Genomic DNA, 15,085 nt, shown 5'->3' on the forward strand with positions numbered 1-15,085 from the left:
CGCCGCGTCGGGCGCCGCCGCGTCGGGCGCCGCTCGCAGCGCGCCGGGCGCAGGCGTTAAGAAGGGCCCCCTCTTATGCACGAGGCGTTAAGAAGGGGCCCTTCCTTTCACCTCAGCCGGTGTTGCGCATGCCGGCGGCGATGCCGTTGACCGTGGTCAGCAGCGCCCGCTCCAGCGCCGTGCCGTCGTTCGGTGCCCGTCGGCCACCCGGCGCGGTCGCCACCGCCCGCCCGGCGGCGCCGGACTCGCGGTACTGCCGCAGCAGCGCCACCTGGAGGTGGTGCAGCGGCTCCAGGTAGGTGTCCCGCACGGCGAGTGTGCGCTGGAGCACGGGCGAGTTCTCCAGCAGGGCCGGCGAGGCGGAGATCGCCAGCACCTCCTGCTTGGTCAGCTCGTACTCCTGCTCGATCTTCTCGAAGATCGGGTGCAGCTTCTTCGGGACCAGCGTCTCCACGTACCGCCGGGCGATGCTCAGGTCGGTCTTGGTCAGCATCATCTCGACGTTCGACAGGAACGTGCGGAAGAAGTGCCAGTTCCGGTTCATCTCGGCGAGCACGTCGGCCAGCCCCGCCTCCCGCGCGGCGGCCAGCCCGGAACCCACGCCGAACCAGCCCGGCACGATCTGCCGGGTCTGCGTCCAGCCGAACACCCACGGGATGGCCCGCAGGCCGGACAGGCCGGCGCCGGTGTTCGGCCGCTTCGCCGGCCGGGAGCCGATGTTCAGCGCGCCGAGCAGCTCGGTCGGGGTGGACGCCCAGAAGTAGGCCGGCAGGTCCGGGTCCTCGACCAGGGACCGGTAGGACCGGAACGCCGAGTCGGACACCACGTCCATCGCCGCGTCCCAGCGCTCCAGCATCTCGGCCGGCTGCCGGGGCGCGGTGTGCAGCAGCGTGGCCTGGAGCACGGCCGCCACGGTCAGCTCCAGGTTCTCCCGGGCCAGCGCCGGCAGCGTGTACTTGTCCGAGATGACCTCGCCCTGCTCGGTCACCTTGATCGCGCCGTCGAGCGTGCCGTACGGCTGGGCGAGGATCGCGTCGTGGGTGGGCCCGCCGCCGCGGCCGACCGTGCCGCCCCGGCCGTGGAACAACCGCAGGTGTACGCCGTGCCGGGCGGCCACGTCCCGCAGCGCGCGCTGGGCCCGGTGGATGGACCACTGGCTGGTGGTGATGCCCGCCTCCTTGTTGGAGTCGGAGTAGCCCAGCATCACCTCCTGCACGTCACCGCGCGCCGCGACGAGCGCCCGGTAGGCCGGCAACGACAGCAGCTCGTCCAGCAGTTCGCCGCCGGCGTTCAGCTCGGCCGGGGTCTCCAGCAGCGGCACGATGCCGATCCGGGCCCGCCCGCTGTGCACGTCGACCAGGCCGGCCTCCCGGGCCAGCACCACCGCGGCGAGCACGTCGTCCACGCCCAGCGTCATCGAGATGATGTACGACTCGATGACCTCGGGGCCGAACCGGTCCTGCGCCTCGCGGATCGCGGAGAACACGTCGAACGTCTTGCGCGCCGACTCGGTGAGCGGGCTGTCCTGGGTGGAGAGCGGCCGCCGGCCGGTCAGCTCGTCGGCGAGCAGCTTGGTGCGCTCCAGCCGGGTCAGCGACGGGTAGTCGGAGACCTCGCCGACCGCCTCGTAGAGCTGGGCCAGCACCTCGTGGTGCTTCTCGGCGTGCTCCCGGATGTCCATCGTCGCCAGGTGCAGCCCGAACGCGGAGACGGTCCGGATGGTCGAGGCGAGCCGGCCCACGGCGGTGAGCTGGCCGGAGTTGCGGGCCAGCGACGCGCGCAGCAGTTCCAGGTCGGCGATCAGCTCGGTCGAGCCCTGGTAGTCGCGGCCCGGCACGTGCGGGGTGCCGGCGCGCAGCCGCTCCCGGGTGTTGGCCAGCTTCGCCTTCACGCAGCGCGCCTTGAGCCGGTAGGGCTCCTCGGCGTTGACCCGGCGGAACCGGGGCGCCACCTCGGGCAGCGCGTCCAGGTCCTTGGCCAGGCTGGCGGAGAGGTCGAGCGAGACCGCGCGCAGCCGACGGGAGACGCTGACCTCGCTGATCAGCTCGTCCATCGCCTTCTCGGTGGCCTCGATGCCGTGCTCGTGCTGGATCCGCAGCACCTCGCGGGTGACCGTCGGGGTGACGAACGGGTTGCCGTCGCGGTCACCACCGATCCAGGTGCCGAACGTCAGCGGGCGGGCGGTCGGTGAGGTCTCCACGCCGAGCGTGCGCAGCGTGTCGGCGAGGTCGTCGAGGACCTGCGGCGCGGCCTCGGCGTGCAGGTCGCGCAGGTAGTAGATGGCGTTGCGGGCCTCGTCGGTCGGGTCCGGCCGGTCGAGCCGCAGCTCGTCGGTCTGCCACATCAGGTCGAGCAGTTCGGCGAGGCGGCGGTTGGCCGGGCCCTCGTCGCTCGCGCCGTAGAGGATCGCGTTGGCGGTCTCGGTGTCCAGCTCGTCGGCGACCGCGCGCAGCTTGGACAGGATGGACCGGCGGGCCGCCTCGGTGGGGTGGGCGGTGAAGACCGGGCGTACGGCCAGCCGGCGGGCCGCCGCGGCGATCTCCTCGGCCGGCACCCCGCGCTCGGCGATCATCTTGGCCGCCTGGTCCAGCCAGCCGCCGTGGGTGGCACGCCGGCGACGCAGGTCGCGGGCGCGGTGCACCTGCTCGGTGATGTTGGCCAGGTGGAAGTAGGTGGAGAAGGCGCGGGCCAGCTTCGTGCCGGTGGTGACGTCGAGCCCGGCGAGGCGCTGGGCCGCGGCCGGCGCGTCGGAGCGGACCTGGGCGCGGATCTCCTCGACCAGGTCGAGCAGCGGCCGGCCCTCCTGGCGGGCCAGGGTCTGCCCGAGCAGGGTGCCGAGGCGGCGGATGTCGGCCCGGAGAGCGGCGTCGGGGCCGTCGTGGTCGTGCTGGTCGGTCACGGTTGCGCTCCTTACGCGAGGACGAAGGACAGCGCTGTCCGACTCCCCTGGATGGTATCCGCGTGCGCCCCGACGGCAGGAGGGGGACGGCGTGATGATCTGCACTCTGGGACGGGCGGACCGGTCAGCCTTCCGCGACCGCGTGCCGTCCCGGACCGGTCCGGGCGGCCCGGCGGCGGGCCCGGAACATGGTGGCGGTGAGCAGGCCGAGCAGGCCGGCGACCACCCAGACCAGCAGGCCGACGAGCGCCCAACCGCCGCCCCGCCAGTCGAAGTAGATCGCCGACTTGAGCAGGTCGGTGGCGAGCCCGGGGACGTTCCAGCGGTGCATCCCGCGCAGGAACGGGGGCAGGAACTCGGGCGCGTAGATCCCCCCGGAGCCGGGGTTGCCGAGCACCACCAGCAGCAGGATCACGATGCCGGTGCCGAGCAGCCCGAGCCATGCCTGCACGGCGGACGCGACCATCCCGGCGGCGAACGCGGCGAGCGCGCCCACCACCGCGATGGTGCCCACGTCGTGCGGGAAGACGTCGAGCACCGGGCCGACCAGGACGGCCCCGATGACGCCGAGCAGGACGGAGTGGACGGCGAGCGTGGCGATCCGCAACCCGGCCCGGCGCAGGCTGCCCGGGCTGGTGCCGAGCGAGATGCCCAGCGCCGTGGAGGCCAGGTAGCCGCCGAGGACCACGCCGACCGCCAGGTAGAACGGGACCAGGCCGCGCGGGTCGCCGGCGGAGACCGGCACCTCGTCGGTGACCTCCAGCGGCACGCCGGCCTGCCGGGCCGCCTCGGTGAACACCTCGGTGACGAGTTCGGTGGCGGCGGGCGCGCCGGCGCTGGCCGTGGCCAGGGTCAGGCCGCCGCCCGGGGCGGAGCTGAGCACGGCGTACACCGAGCGGTCGTCGAGGCCGTCGTCGGCGCGCTCCCGGCTGTCGTACCGGACGGTCTTGATCGTGTCGGTGCGGGCGCGGACGGCCGACGTCACGGCCTGGGCCTGCTGGTCGGAGGAGACCACGGCGACCGGCACGTCCCTCGGGTCCGGCTTGTGCAACGCGCCGACGTAGGCGGCGATGAACGCGCTGGCCAGCGCCAGGGTGCCGAGGACCAGCGCCGCCGTGCGCGGCAGCCAGTCCCGGGTACGCAGCTCCGCCTCGTCGTCCACGGGCCCAGCCTATTGCCGGCATATGCCCGGCTCGTGGCGTTTTGCCGGGCCGAAATCGTTGGTGCGGGCCGGTAGCGTCCGGATCATGCCGACGCCTAGCTATCCCGCCAAGCCGAGACCGGGCGACCGGGTCGCGGTCGTCTCACCCTCCGCCGGCCTGCCGGGCGTCTTCCCCCACGTGTACGAGCTGGGCCTGCGGCGGATCCGCGACGAGCTGGGGCTGGAGCCGGTGGAGTATCCGACCACCCGGCAGACGGGAGCCGACCCCCGCGACCGGGCCCGGGACCTGACCGCCGCGTTCGCCGACCCCACGATCACCGCGGTGTTCGCCACGGTCGGCGGGGACGACCTGGTCACGGTCACCCCGTTCCTCGACGACGAGGTGCTGCGGGCCAACCCGAAGCCCTACTTCGGCTACTCGGACAACACCAACGTGCTCAACCACCTCCACCGGCTGGGGATCGTGGCCTACCACGGCGGTTCCGTGCTGGTGCACCTCGGCCGGTCCGGCCGGCCGCACCCGCAGACGATCGACTCGCTGCGCGCCGCGCTGTTCACCTCCGGCTGGTACGAGCTGACGCCGGCCGCCGAGTGGGGTGACGAACCGTGCGACTGGCGGGACCCGGCGGCGCTGGCCGACGAGCCACCGATGTACCCGGGCCAGGGCTGGCGCTGGCACGGGCCGGCCCGGGTGGTCGAGGGCCGCACCTGGGGCGGGTGCCTGGAGATCGTGCACTGGCTGATGGCGACCGACCGGGTGCCCTCCGCCGAGGCGCTCGCCGGCTCGGTGCTGGTCGTCGAGACCTCCAACGAGCTGCCGCCGGCGACGGAGGTCTTCCGGATCGTGCGCAACCTGGGTGAACGCGGCCTGCTCGCCGGCTTTCCGGCGATCGTGGTCGGCCGGCCCAAGGCGTGGGACTTCGACCGGCCCCGGTCCGTCGCGGACCGGCTGGCCTGGGCCGAGGAGCAGCGGGCGGCGATCCTGCGGGCGGTCGGGCCGTACGCCGACGACCCGGTGGTGGTCTTCGACGTCGACCTGGGTCACACCGACCCGCAACTGATCGTCCCGTACGGCGGGGAGATCCGGGTCGACGCGGTCGAGCGCCGCATCGCGGTCCGCTACTGACGCCGTTCCCGCCGCGGCGCGGTCAGCCGTCCAGGACGGCGAAGGCGCGGACCGGGAAGGTGCCCATGCCGGCCACCCTCGGCGGCGCGGCGGTGAACCGGAAGCCGGTCGGCGGCAGCGCGTCCAGGCCGGTCAGGTGCTCGACGATCGGGACGCCGGCGGCCAGCAGCGCGCTGTGCGCCGGGCGTTCGCCGGCCGCCGCCGGAGTCATGTCGTCGATGTTGATCGAGTCGATGCCGACGAGCGCCGCGCCGGCCCCGACCAGCCAGTCGGCGCCGTCCCCGCTCAGGTAGGGCGCCTCCGGGCCGGCGTAGCCGTCGGTGCCGAAGCGCGCGTCCCAGCCGGTGTGCAGCAGCACCGCCCGCCCGGCCACCTCGTAGGGGGCGAGGAGCAGCCGGTCCACCGCCCGGGTGCCGGCGGGCACGCGCACCACCAGGCCGGGCAGGTCGGCCAGCCGGTCCAGCGGGATCCCGGTCAGGTCGGGCCCGTCGGCGAAGCGGTGCGACGGGGTGTCGACGTACGTGCCGGTGTTGGCGATCATGTCGATCCGCCCGACGTGGAACTCGACCCCCGGCGCGTACCGCTCGCGGGAGGACTCCCGGGTCAGCCAGTCGGTGATTCGCGGCTCCGGCCAGCCGGGCAGCGTGACCATGCCGTCGGTGACCACGTGGCTCAGCTCGACCAGGCGTCGTGTGCCGGGAGCCGCGGCGGCGACACCGCGCCCGCCCTTGTGCGGCTCCGCCACGACGGTCCGGTTGCTGATCCGCACCTCACCGACCATGAGCAGCCCGAGGTGCCGGACGAGCAGCGCCGCCAGCTCGTCGTCGGTGATCTCGGGGCCCGGCACGTCCAGCCGGAAACCCTCGGTACGCAGCCCGCCGCCGTTGGCGAAGCGGACCTCGGCGTCGAAGACCGCCCGGTGTTCCCCCGTCATGCCTCCACCGCACCATGGCGGCGCGCCCCCGGTCAAGATCGTGGGGGAGGTGCCGCATGGGGGGAGTGCGGCACCTCCGCGGCTCGCCGTGGTCGGCGGCGCAGGACCGGCTTCGGGTGTCGGGCCTCCCCGAACAGGCCCGCGTACCCCTGGCCGGGCCACCATCTCCCCATGGCGGCCCGGGCCGGGCTGACGGGATCCATCCTCGCCGGGCCCGCCCGGGCGGTTCTTGAAGAATCTTGCTCGGATCGTCGAGCGAACGTTCAGGCGGCGTCCAGGTCGGCCTCGGGGGCGGCGAACAGCCGACGCAGCCGGGCCGGCGGGTGCCCGACCTGCTCCCGGACCACCCGGGTCAGGTGTGCCTGGTCGGCGAAGCCGTACGTGGCGGCGACCTCGCCCAGCGGCGGGCCGTCGCCGTCGGCCAGCACGTCCAGCAGGGAGCGCACCCGCAGCCGGTTCCGGTACGCGGTGAGGCTCTGCCCGGTGACCCGCTGGAACACCCGGCTGAGGTGGTGCGGTGAGCAGCCCACCTGAGCGGCGACGTCGGTCAGCCCGAGCCGGGAGTCGGAGGCGGCCAGCACCTCGCGGGCCCGGTCGGCCAGCCGGCGGTGCGCGGCGAGGGTCGCCGGTCGCCGGCGGACGGCCCGTTCGATCTCGGCCCCCGGCTCGCCCGCGCCGACCGGGCTGGCCGCCAGCAACCGGCCCAGGAACCGGTGCACGCGCTCGGTGAACTCGAACCGGTCCAGCCCGGCAGCCGCGCGGGCCACCAGCATCCGGTGCTCCAGGTCGAGCTGCTCGTCGACGCTGCCGTCCCAGCCGCGGCGAGCCAGCCACCGCTCGGTGTCCGGCCGCTCGCCGAGCAGCTCCGGGGACAGCTCCAGGCAGGTGTAGACGTCGCCGTCGCCCAGCGGGTGCGCGGCGTGCATCTCGTCGCCGGGGCGGGTGAGCAGCACCGAGGTGGCGTCGACCACGCTGACCTGACCGTTGAGCCGGCGCAGGGAGACCCCCGACCGGCCGAGGAAGACCCGGTGCCCCAGGTCCCGCGCCGGCCCGTGCCAGCCGGGATCCTCGACCACGCACCGCACCTGGTAGAGCAGCATGCCGGGGGCGACCCCGAGCACCCGCCACCGGCCCGGCGTCGTTCGTGTCCGGGGATCACTACCGACCTGTTCCGGCATCGACCGTCCCCCTTCCGGCGTACGCGGTGCCACCGGAGATTGTCCCCGGCGCGGGATAGTCTCGACAGGTGCACCCCCCGTCCGGCTGGACGCGGGGTCGTCGTCGTGTCGACACGCTGGAAGTGATCACTGATGCTCACCGGACTCTTCTCCGCCGCCCTGGCCGATCCCGGGCTGGCCCGGGCGCGTGACCTGGCGCGCTCCGGTGCCGCCCGGGTCGACGGCCTCGACCTGACCGCCCCCGCCGCGCTGCGCCACTCGTACGCCACCCACCTGCTCGACGGCGGCGCGGACGTGCGGGTGGTGCAGGAGCTGCTCGGCCACGCCTCGGTGACCACCACCCAGGTGTACACGTTGGTCACCGTGGAACGCCTGCGCGAGGTGTACGCCACCGCGCACCCCCGCGCTCGCTGAGCGCCGACGCGGCGAGCCCTGGCTGACGGGCGGCCGACACGCCGACCCGGTACCGAACGCGCTGCTGGCCGGTGGCGTACAGTCGGCATCGGCGCGGGCCTCCAGGTACGACGGACCGGGGGGTGCGCAGCGGCGCCGCGAGGGACGTCGGACGGCTCCGACGCCGGGGTGGTCGTCGGGAGGGGGCAACGAGGACATGGCAGGAAACGGTGACCGTGCCGAGACCTGGACGTCGGAGCTCCGTGAGCAGCAGGCGACGCTCGGCGCCGACCTGGGCCCTGCCGACCCGGCCGCCTACACCATGCGCAAGCCGATCCCCGAGCCGATGCCGACCGACAGGCACGGCCCGGCGCGGATCATCGCGATGGCCAACCAGAAGGGTGGCGTCGGCAAGACCACGACCACCATCAACCTGGGCGCCGCGCTCGCCGAGTACGGCCGCAAGGTGCTGCTCGTCGACTTCGACCCGCAGGGCGCCCTCTCCGTCGGCCTGGGCGTCAACCCGCACAACCTCGACCTGTCGGTCTACAACCTGCTCATGCAGGACGACGTCACCGCCGAGGACGTCCTGATCAAGACCGACGTGGCCGGGCTGCACCTGCTGCCGGCCAACATCGACCTCTCCGCCGCCGAGATCCAGCTCGTCAACGAGGTCGCCCGCGAGATGGCCCTGGCGCGGGTGCTGCGCACCATCCGCAAGGAGTACGACTTCATCCTGATCGACTGCCAGCCCTCACTGGGCCTGCTGGCGATCAACGCGCTGACCGTGGCGCACGGCGTGCTCATCCCGCTGGAGTGCGAGTTCTTCAGCCTGCGCGGTGTCGCGCTGCTGCTGGACACCATCGACAAGGTGCGCGAGCGGCTCAACTTCGACCTCGAACTCGAGGGCATCCTCGCCACCATGTACGACAGCCGCACCACCCACTGCCGGCAGGTGCTGCAACGCGTCGTCGAGGCGTTCGGCGACAAGGTCTACCAGACCGTCATCACCAAGACGGTGAAGTTCCCCGAGTCGACGGTGGCCGGCGCGCCCATCACCACCCTCGACCCGGCCTCCTCCGGCGCGCGCAACTACCGCCAGCTCGCCCGAGAGGTGATCGCCGCCCAGGCGGACCGGTAGGCCGCACGCCGTCCGCCCACCGCGTCGACTACGGTTTCCCGGTGACCGCGCCGCCCCTCGACCCGCCACTCGGCCCCGGCGACTCCGCCGTCGCCGCGGAGGTGGCCGCCGAGGTCGACGGTGTGGTGCCCGCCGACCCGGGCACCGGCGAACAAACAAGCGGTTTCACGGTCCGGCTGGACAACTTCACCGGCCCGTTCGACCTGCTGCTCCAGCTGATCAGCAAGCACAAGCTGGACGTCACCGAGGTCGCCCTGCACAAGGTCACCGACGAGTTCATCGCCTACCTGCGGGCCATGGGCGACCAGTGGGACCTGGACGAGACAAGCGAGTTCCTGCTTGTCGCCGCCACCCTGCTCGACCTCAAGGCGGCCCGGCTGCTGCCCTCGGCCGAGGTCGAGGACGAGGAGGACCTGGCACTGCTGGAGGCGCGGGACCTGCTGTTCGCGCGGCTGTTGCAGTACAAGGCGTACAAGGAGGCCGCCGCACACATCGCCGAGCTGGAGGCGGTCGGCGGCCGGCGCTACCCGAGGGCGGTCACGCTGGAGCCCCGGTACGCCGAGGCGCTGCCCGACCTGGTGCTCGGCATCGGCCCGCAGCGCCTGCTCAAGCTCGCGCTGAAGGCGATGAGCCCGAAGCCGGTGCCCGAGGTGTCGATCGCGCACGTGCACATGGTCCGGGTCAGCGTCCGGGAGCACGCCGGCATCATCGCCGACCGGTTGCGCCGGGCCGGTGTCGCCACGTTCTCGCTGCTCTGCGCCGACTGCGAGATGACGCTGGAGGTGGTGGCCCGTTTCCTGGCGCTGCTGGAGCTGTACCGGCAGGGGCTCGTCGCGTTCGTGCAGGAGCAGGCGCTGGAGGAGCTGACGGTGCGCTGGACCGGCCCGGTCGAGGGCGAGGCCGAGCTGACCGTCGACGAGTACGCCGGCACCCCCGAAGCCACTGATGCCGCCGGATCCGCCGGCGTCGTCGCGCCGGGCGACGTCGCCGCGGCTGCCGCATCCGACGTCGCCGTGCCCACCGGGTCGGCCGACGAACCCGCACCGACGCAGGAGTGAACGGATGAGCGACGAGGAACGCCGCGACTCCCTGGCCGACCAGGCCGCCGCCTGGGTGCCCCCGTGGGAGCGCCCCGCCCCGCCCAGGCCCGCCCCGGACGACTCCCGCTCGCCCGCCGAGCAACCCGAACCCGCGGACACCTCCGGCTCGCCCCGACCAGAAACCGACCGCGATCCGGAGCCCTCGGCAGATCTTGGAAGCGGAGGGCCCCTGGAGGGGCCGATTTCTTCCAAGATCGCCACCACCGGGTCGGATCTTGGTACCGGGACGCCCCTCGGGGGGCGGGACCGTACCAAGATCTCTGGAGAGAGCGGGACGGACGACGCCGGCGCGACCGGTTCCGAGGCGGGTCCCGCAGGCGCTGTCGATCCCGACTCCGGGGGTCGGTCGGCGAGCGCTGTCGGTGACGACGACGGGCCGGACGTGGGTGCGCCCGCGCGGGCCGCGGCGGACCAAGGGAGCGGGGGAGCGGCCGGTGACGGCGTGCCCCAGCGGCGGGGACGGCGACGGGCGGCGCCGGAGCCGGCGCCCGCGCCGGTGCTCGACGACGCGGAGCTGCGGGGCGCCCTGGAGGCGATCTTGCTCGTGGTGGACCAGCCGGTCAGCGAGCTGACCCTGGCCGAGGTCCTGGAACAGGCTCCGGAGCGGGTCGGTGCGATGCTCGACGAGATCGCCACCGGCTACACCGCCGCCGGGCACGGGTTCGACCTGCGCCGGGCCGCGGGTGGCTGGCGTCTCTACACCCGGCCGGAATACGCCACCTACGTGGAACGGTTCGTACTGGACGGGCAGTCGGTCCGGCTGACCCAGGCCGCGCTGGAGACGCTCGCCGTGGTCGCCTACCGCCAGCCGGTGACCCGTTCCCGCATCTCCGCCATCCGGGGTGTGAACTGCGACGGGGTGCTCCGTACCCTGGTGGGTCGCGGCCTGGTCGAGGAGTGCGGCACCGAAGCGGACAGCGGTGCGTTCCTCTACCGGACCACCACCCTGTTCCTGGAGAAGCTGGGGCTCAACTCGGTGGACGACCTGCCGCCCCTGGCCCCGTTCCTTCCCGACGACGTAGAAGAGCTTGCCGATGCGACGCGATGACCGTGCCCCGAAGCCCGACGCCCCCGTGTACGAGGGCGCCGAGCGCCTGCAGAAGGTGCTCGCCGCCGCGGGGGTGGGTTCCCGGCGCGCCTGCGAAGACCTGATCTTCCGGCGCCGGGTCACCGTCAACGGGCGGGTGGCGCAGCTCGGTGACAAGGCCGACCCGACCCGCGACGTGATCGTCGTCGACGGGGAGCGGCTCCAGGCCGACGTCCGCCTGGTCTACGTGGCGATGAACAAGCCGCGCGGGGTGGTCACCACCATGGCCGACGAGAAGGGCCGCACCGAGCTCGCCGACTTCATCGGCGCGCGGCTGGAGCAGCGGGTCTACCACGTCGGGCGACTGGACGCCGACAGCGAGGGCCTGCTCCTGCTCACCAACGACGGCACCCTCGCCCACAAGCTCATGCACCCGTCGTACGAGGTGCTCAAGACCTACCTCGCCGAGGTGGCCGGGCCGATCCCGCGCAACCTGGGCAGGCGGCTGACCACCGGCATCGAGCTGGAGGACGGGCCGGTGAAGGTCCACGGGTTCAGGGTGGTCGACACGCTGGGCAAAACCGCCCAGGTGGAGCTGACCCTGCACGAGGGGCGCAAGCACATCGTCCGGCGCCTGATGGCCGAGGCGGGACACCCGGTGTCCCGGCTGATCCGTACCTCGATCGGTCCGATCAAGCTCGGCGACCTGCGCACCGGGCGGCTGCGGCGGCTGACCAACGCGGAGGTCGCCGCCCTGTTCAAGGCCGTGGGTGACTGACCCCGACGATCGGGGTACGGCTCCCGGTAGGCTTCGACGCGGTCCGCGGGCCGGCGCACACGCCCCCGGCGGAACGCCCGCGCGGCGCGGGCATGATTGACGACGAAGGACATCCGCTCAACGGCGCCGGACGACCGGCGACCCGCGAGGTACGGGCTGAGGAGGACAACGGTGGAGGAAAACGTACCGGCCGGGCGATGTGTGGTCGCTGTGGACGGGCCGTCCGGTTCGGGTAAGTCCACCGTGTCGCGGCGACTGGCGGTGAGCCTCGACGCCCGCTATCTCGACACCGGCGCCATGTACCGCGCGCTGACCTGGGCGGTCCTGCGCTCCGGGGTGGAGCTGACCGACGCCGAGTCGGTGGCCAAGGTCGCCGGCGAGGCCGACCTGCGCCTCGGCACCGACCCCCAGGGGTACGCGGTGACCGTCGACGGCACCGACGTGTCCACCGACATCCGCGGCCCGGAGGTGACCGGCGCGGTCTCCGCGGTGGCCGCCGTGGGCGCGGTCCGCGAGCTGCTCGTGGAGCGGCAGCGGCGCATGATCGCCGAGGCCGGCCGGATCGTGGTGGAGGGCCGTGACATCGGCTCCGTGGTGGCGCCCGACGCCGACCTGAAGGTCTACCTGACCGCCTCCGAGGCGGCCCGCGCCCAGCGGCGCAGCGCCGAGGACGCCGCCGACGTCGCGGCGACCGCCGCCGACCTGGCCCGCCGGGACCGGCTGGACTCGACCCGCAAGGTCAACCCGCTCCAGCAGGCCGCCGACGCGGTGGTGCTGGACACCACCGAGCTGGGCATCGACGAGGTCGTCACCCGCCTGCGCCAGATGCTCACCGAGCGGGGCGTGGCATGAGCGACGATTTCGGGGGTTGGGTCGAGTTGCGCGAGCCGGAGGTCGACTCCGGTGAGCCCACCGGCCCGCAGCCCGTGGTGGCCGTGGTCGGTCGCCCCAACGTGGGCAAGTCCACCCTGGTCAACCGGATCATCGGCCGCCGGCAGGCGGTCGTGGAGGACATCCCCGGCGTGACCCGGGACCGGGTGCCCTACGACGCGCAGTGGAACGGCCGGACGTTCACCGTGGTGGACACCGGCGGCTGGGAGCCCGACGCCAAGGACCGCGCCGCCGCCATCGCGGCGCAGGCCGAGATCGCCGTGGCCACCGCCGACGTGGTGCTGTTCGTGGTGGACGCCATGGTCGGCTCGACCGACGTGGACGAGGCCGCGGTGAAGATGCTGCGCCGCAGCGCCAAGCCGGTCATCCTGGTGGCCAACAAGGCCGACAACACCACCATCGAGATGGAGGCCACCTCGTTGTGGTCGCTCGGTCTCGGTGAGCCGTTCCCGGTCTCGGCGCTGCACGGCCGGGGCTCGGGCGACCTGCTCGACGCCATCATGGACGCGCTGCCCGAGGCGCCGAAGATCGTGGAGAACCGCCCGCGCGGACCGCGCCGCGTCGCCCTGGTTGGTCGCCCCAACGTCGGCAAGTCCAGCCTGCTCAACCGGTTCTCCGGCGAGGAGCGCGCGGTGGTCGACTCGGTCGCCGGCACCACCGTCGACCCGGTCGACAGCCTGGTCGAGATCGGCGGCGAGACCTGGCAGCTGGTCGACACCGCCGGGCTGCGCAAGCGGGTCGGCAAGGCCAGCGGCACGGAATACTACGCCAGCCTGCGGACCGCCTCGGCGATCGAGGCGGCCGAGGTGGCCGTGGTGCTGCTGGACTCCAGCGAGGTCATCAGCGAGCAGGACCAGCGGATCCTCTCCATGGTCGTGGAGTCCGGCCGGGCGCTCGTCATCGCGTTCAACAAGTGGGACCTGGTCGACGGGGACCGCCGCTACTACCTGGACAAGGAGATCGACCGGGAGCTGCGCCGCATCCCCTGGGCGATCCGGCTGAACCTGTCCGCGCGCACCGGCCGCGCCGTCGACAAGCTCGCCCCCGCGCTGCGCAAGGCGCTCGCGAGCTGGGAGACCCGCATCCCGACCGCCCAGCTCAACCAGTGGCTCACCGCGCTGGTCCAGGCGACCCCGCACCCGGTACGCGGCGGGCGCGCGCCGCGCGTCCTGTTCGCCACCCAGGCCGGGGTGGCGCCGCCGCGGTTCGTGCTGTTCACCACCGGCCCGCTCGACGCCGGCTACCAGCGGTTCGTGGAGCGCAAACTGCGCGAGGAGTTCGGCTTCGAGGGCAGCCCGATCGACATCTCGGTACGCCCGCGCAAGAAGCTCGGCCCGGGCGGCCGGGGCAAGGCGCACGGCTGATCCTGCCACCGTAGGTGGCCTGCCGGCCCATCCCCGGCAGGCCACCCTCCTAGGACGGTCTAGGGGGTGTGGCGCGGGAGGGGCCTGCGCGCACGGTGCGAAGATCCTGCGCTAAGCTGTACCGGCTGCTGCGGGGGAGACCGCGCGGGGGCATCGGGACGTGGCGCAGCTTGGTAGCGCACTTGACTGGGGGTCAAGGGGTCGTCGGTTCGAATCCGGCCGTCCCGACGCAGGTCAGAGGGCTGATCCGACATCGGATCGGCCCTTTCGCCGTTCCGGGGACGGGAATGAGTCAGGTTGACGCGTGCCCGGCACTGTTGACCTACGGTCATGTCTGAAGTGTCCAGCCGGGATGGCTGCCGGATCGTTCGCTTTCTGGATCAACGCGGCCCGCAGAGTGGACCGCGCCGGCCCGGTCGGCCACGCTGATGGACGGCAAGGACCATGAAGTCTTCGGGGCTGCCCCGAACCCCGGCCCTCCTCAGAGGTCCGACAACACCTTCGGGCTACGGCAGACGCCAGGAGCAGATCAACCTGGTGCTCGACTGCGAACGGTGGGAGGGTCAGCGTGACGACATCGCAATCCACGGACTCGGCGACGAGGTGTTTGAGCTGATGGACGTTAGGCGGGCCGCGTCCCGATGATGGCCGCTGACAGCGTGGCCGCACGTCCGTTGGGCGGTGGGCGCGGCTAGGACCACCAGCCAGTACGACCCTTACCAGCCGGTGATCCAGGTCGTCGTGCTGCTTGCTCCCCGGGCAAGGGTCTCCTCGCCCTGTCCTCACCTGTATGTCGATCACGGCTTTTCAGCTGGCGAGGTCGCGTCGGTTGAATGTGGTCGCCGCGATGGTCAGTAGCACCGCGACGATGGCGGTCAGGACGCCCAGGTCGGTCCATTGGAAACCGTTACGGAGCGGCTCTCCGTCGATGTAGTAGTGGAAGGGGGAGGCGTAACGGAGGGCGTCGGCGTTGAGCTGGGTGGCTGCGGTGCTGGCGGCGTAGGTGAGGACGGCGACGCCTGCGGTGCCCGCGAGTGCGGCGGGCCGGCTGCCGGTGGCCGCGCCGATGGTGATCGCGATCGTTCCGAAGAC

General features: G+C 73.0%; 11 protein-coding genes, 1 tRNA gene and 2 pseudogenes. 9 read left to right on the forward strand and 5 right to left on the reverse strand.

The window, feature by feature from the left end; genetic code table 11:
* Positions 1-112: 112 nt before the first annotated feature.
* A complete protein-coding gene (gene ppc, locus HUW36_RS11695; RefSeq protein ID WP_174528165.1) occupies positions 113-2,899 on the reverse strand; it encodes a phosphoenolpyruvate carboxylase in 2,787 nt (928 codons plus the stop codon).
* A 124-nt stretch (positions 2,900-3,023) separates the two neighbouring features.
* Positions 3,024-4,061, reverse strand: a complete 1,038-nt coding sequence (locus HUW36_RS11700) for a hypothetical protein (protein WP_174528166.1) — start codon at positions 4,059-4,061, stop codon at positions 3,024-3,026.
* A gap of 85 nt (positions 4,062-4,146) precedes the next feature.
* Here HUW36_RS11700 and HUW36_RS11705 point away from each other — a divergent pair, with 85 nt between their 5' ends.
* Entirely contained in the window at positions 4,147-5,187 is a 1,041-nt protein-coding gene (locus HUW36_RS11705; RefSeq protein ID WP_174528167.1) for a S66 family peptidase, read from the forward strand.
* Positions 5,188-5,209: 22 nt separating this feature from the next.
* Here the strand turns inward: HUW36_RS11705 and HUW36_RS11710 are convergent, their stop codons facing one another.
* Both HUW36_RS11710 and HUW36_RS11715 read right to left on the reverse strand, forming a co-directional pair.
* On the reverse strand, positions 5,210-6,121 hold the full coding sequence (locus HUW36_RS11710) for a cyclase family protein (RefSeq protein WP_174528168.1): 912 nt from the start codon (positions 6,119-6,121) through the stop codon (positions 5,210-5,212).
* Between the two features lie 263 nt (positions 6,122-6,384).
* Positions 6,385-7,242: a helix-turn-helix transcriptional regulator gene (locus HUW36_RS11715; RefSeq protein ID WP_174528169.1), complete on the reverse strand. Its 858-nt coding sequence runs from the start codon at positions 7,240-7,242 to the stop codon at positions 6,385-6,387.
* Positions 7,243-7,503: 261 nt separating this feature from the next.
* On the opposite strand from HUW36_RS11715, the pseudogene HUW36_RS11720 reads away from it, so the two are divergent.
* The 8 genes and pseudogenes from HUW36_RS11720 to HUW36_RS11755 all read left to right on the forward strand — a co-directional run.
* Positions 7,504-7,713, forward strand: a pseudogene (locus HUW36_RS11720) (tyrosine-type recombinase/integrase); the annotation flags it as partial.
* 196 nt (positions 7,714-7,909) lie between these two features.
* Positions 7,910-8,833, forward strand: coding sequence for a ParA family protein (locus HUW36_RS11725; RefSeq protein WP_013285595.1), 924 nt, complete (start codon positions 7,910-7,912; stop codon positions 8,831-8,833).
* 41 nt (positions 8,834-8,874) lie between these two features.
* Positions 8,875-9,891 carry a segregation and condensation protein A gene (locus HUW36_RS11730; RefSeq protein ID WP_174528170.1) on the forward strand — a complete coding sequence of 339 codons (1,017 nt, stop codon included), beginning with the start codon at positions 8,875-8,877 and terminating at the stop codon, positions 9,889-9,891.
* Between the two features lie 4 nt (positions 9,892-9,895).
* Positions 9,896-10,981 carry an SMC-Scp complex subunit ScpB gene (gene scpB / locus HUW36_RS11735; RefSeq protein WP_174528171.1) on the forward strand — a complete coding sequence of 362 codons (1,086 nt, stop codon included), beginning with the start codon at positions 9,896-9,898 and terminating at the stop codon, positions 10,979-10,981.
* Positions 10,968-11,738, forward strand: a complete 771-nt coding sequence (locus HUW36_RS11740; RefSeq protein ID WP_174528172.1) for a pseudouridine synthase — start codon at positions 10,968-10,970, stop codon at positions 11,736-11,738. Before scpB ends, HUW36_RS11740 begins: the two co-directional genes overlap by 14 nt.
* A gap of 171 nt (positions 11,739-11,909) precedes the next feature.
* On the forward strand, positions 11,910-12,590 hold the full coding sequence (gene cmk / locus HUW36_RS11745) for a (d)CMP kinase (RefSeq protein WP_174528173.1): 681 nt from the start codon (positions 11,910-11,912) through the stop codon (positions 12,588-12,590).
* Entirely contained in the window at positions 12,587-13,993 is a 1,407-nt protein-coding gene (der, locus tag HUW36_RS11750) for a ribosome biogenesis GTPase Der (protein WP_174528174.1), read from the forward strand. Before cmk ends, der begins: the two co-directional genes overlap by 4 nt.
* Before the next feature lie 154 nt (positions 13,994-14,147).
* Positions 14,148-14,221, forward strand: a tRNA-Pro gene (locus HUW36_RS11755).
* A 579-nt stretch (positions 14,222-14,800) separates the two neighbouring features.
* On the opposite strand, the pseudogene HUW36_RS11760 reads toward HUW36_RS11755, so the two are convergent.
* Positions 14,801-15,085: pseudogene (locus HUW36_RS11760) on the reverse strand (ABC transporter permease subunit); the annotation flags it as partial.

The organism is Micromonospora maritima (assembly GCF_902825405.1).
GTDB lineage: Bacteria > Actinomycetota > Actinomycetes > Mycobacteriales > Micromonosporaceae > Micromonospora > Micromonospora maritima.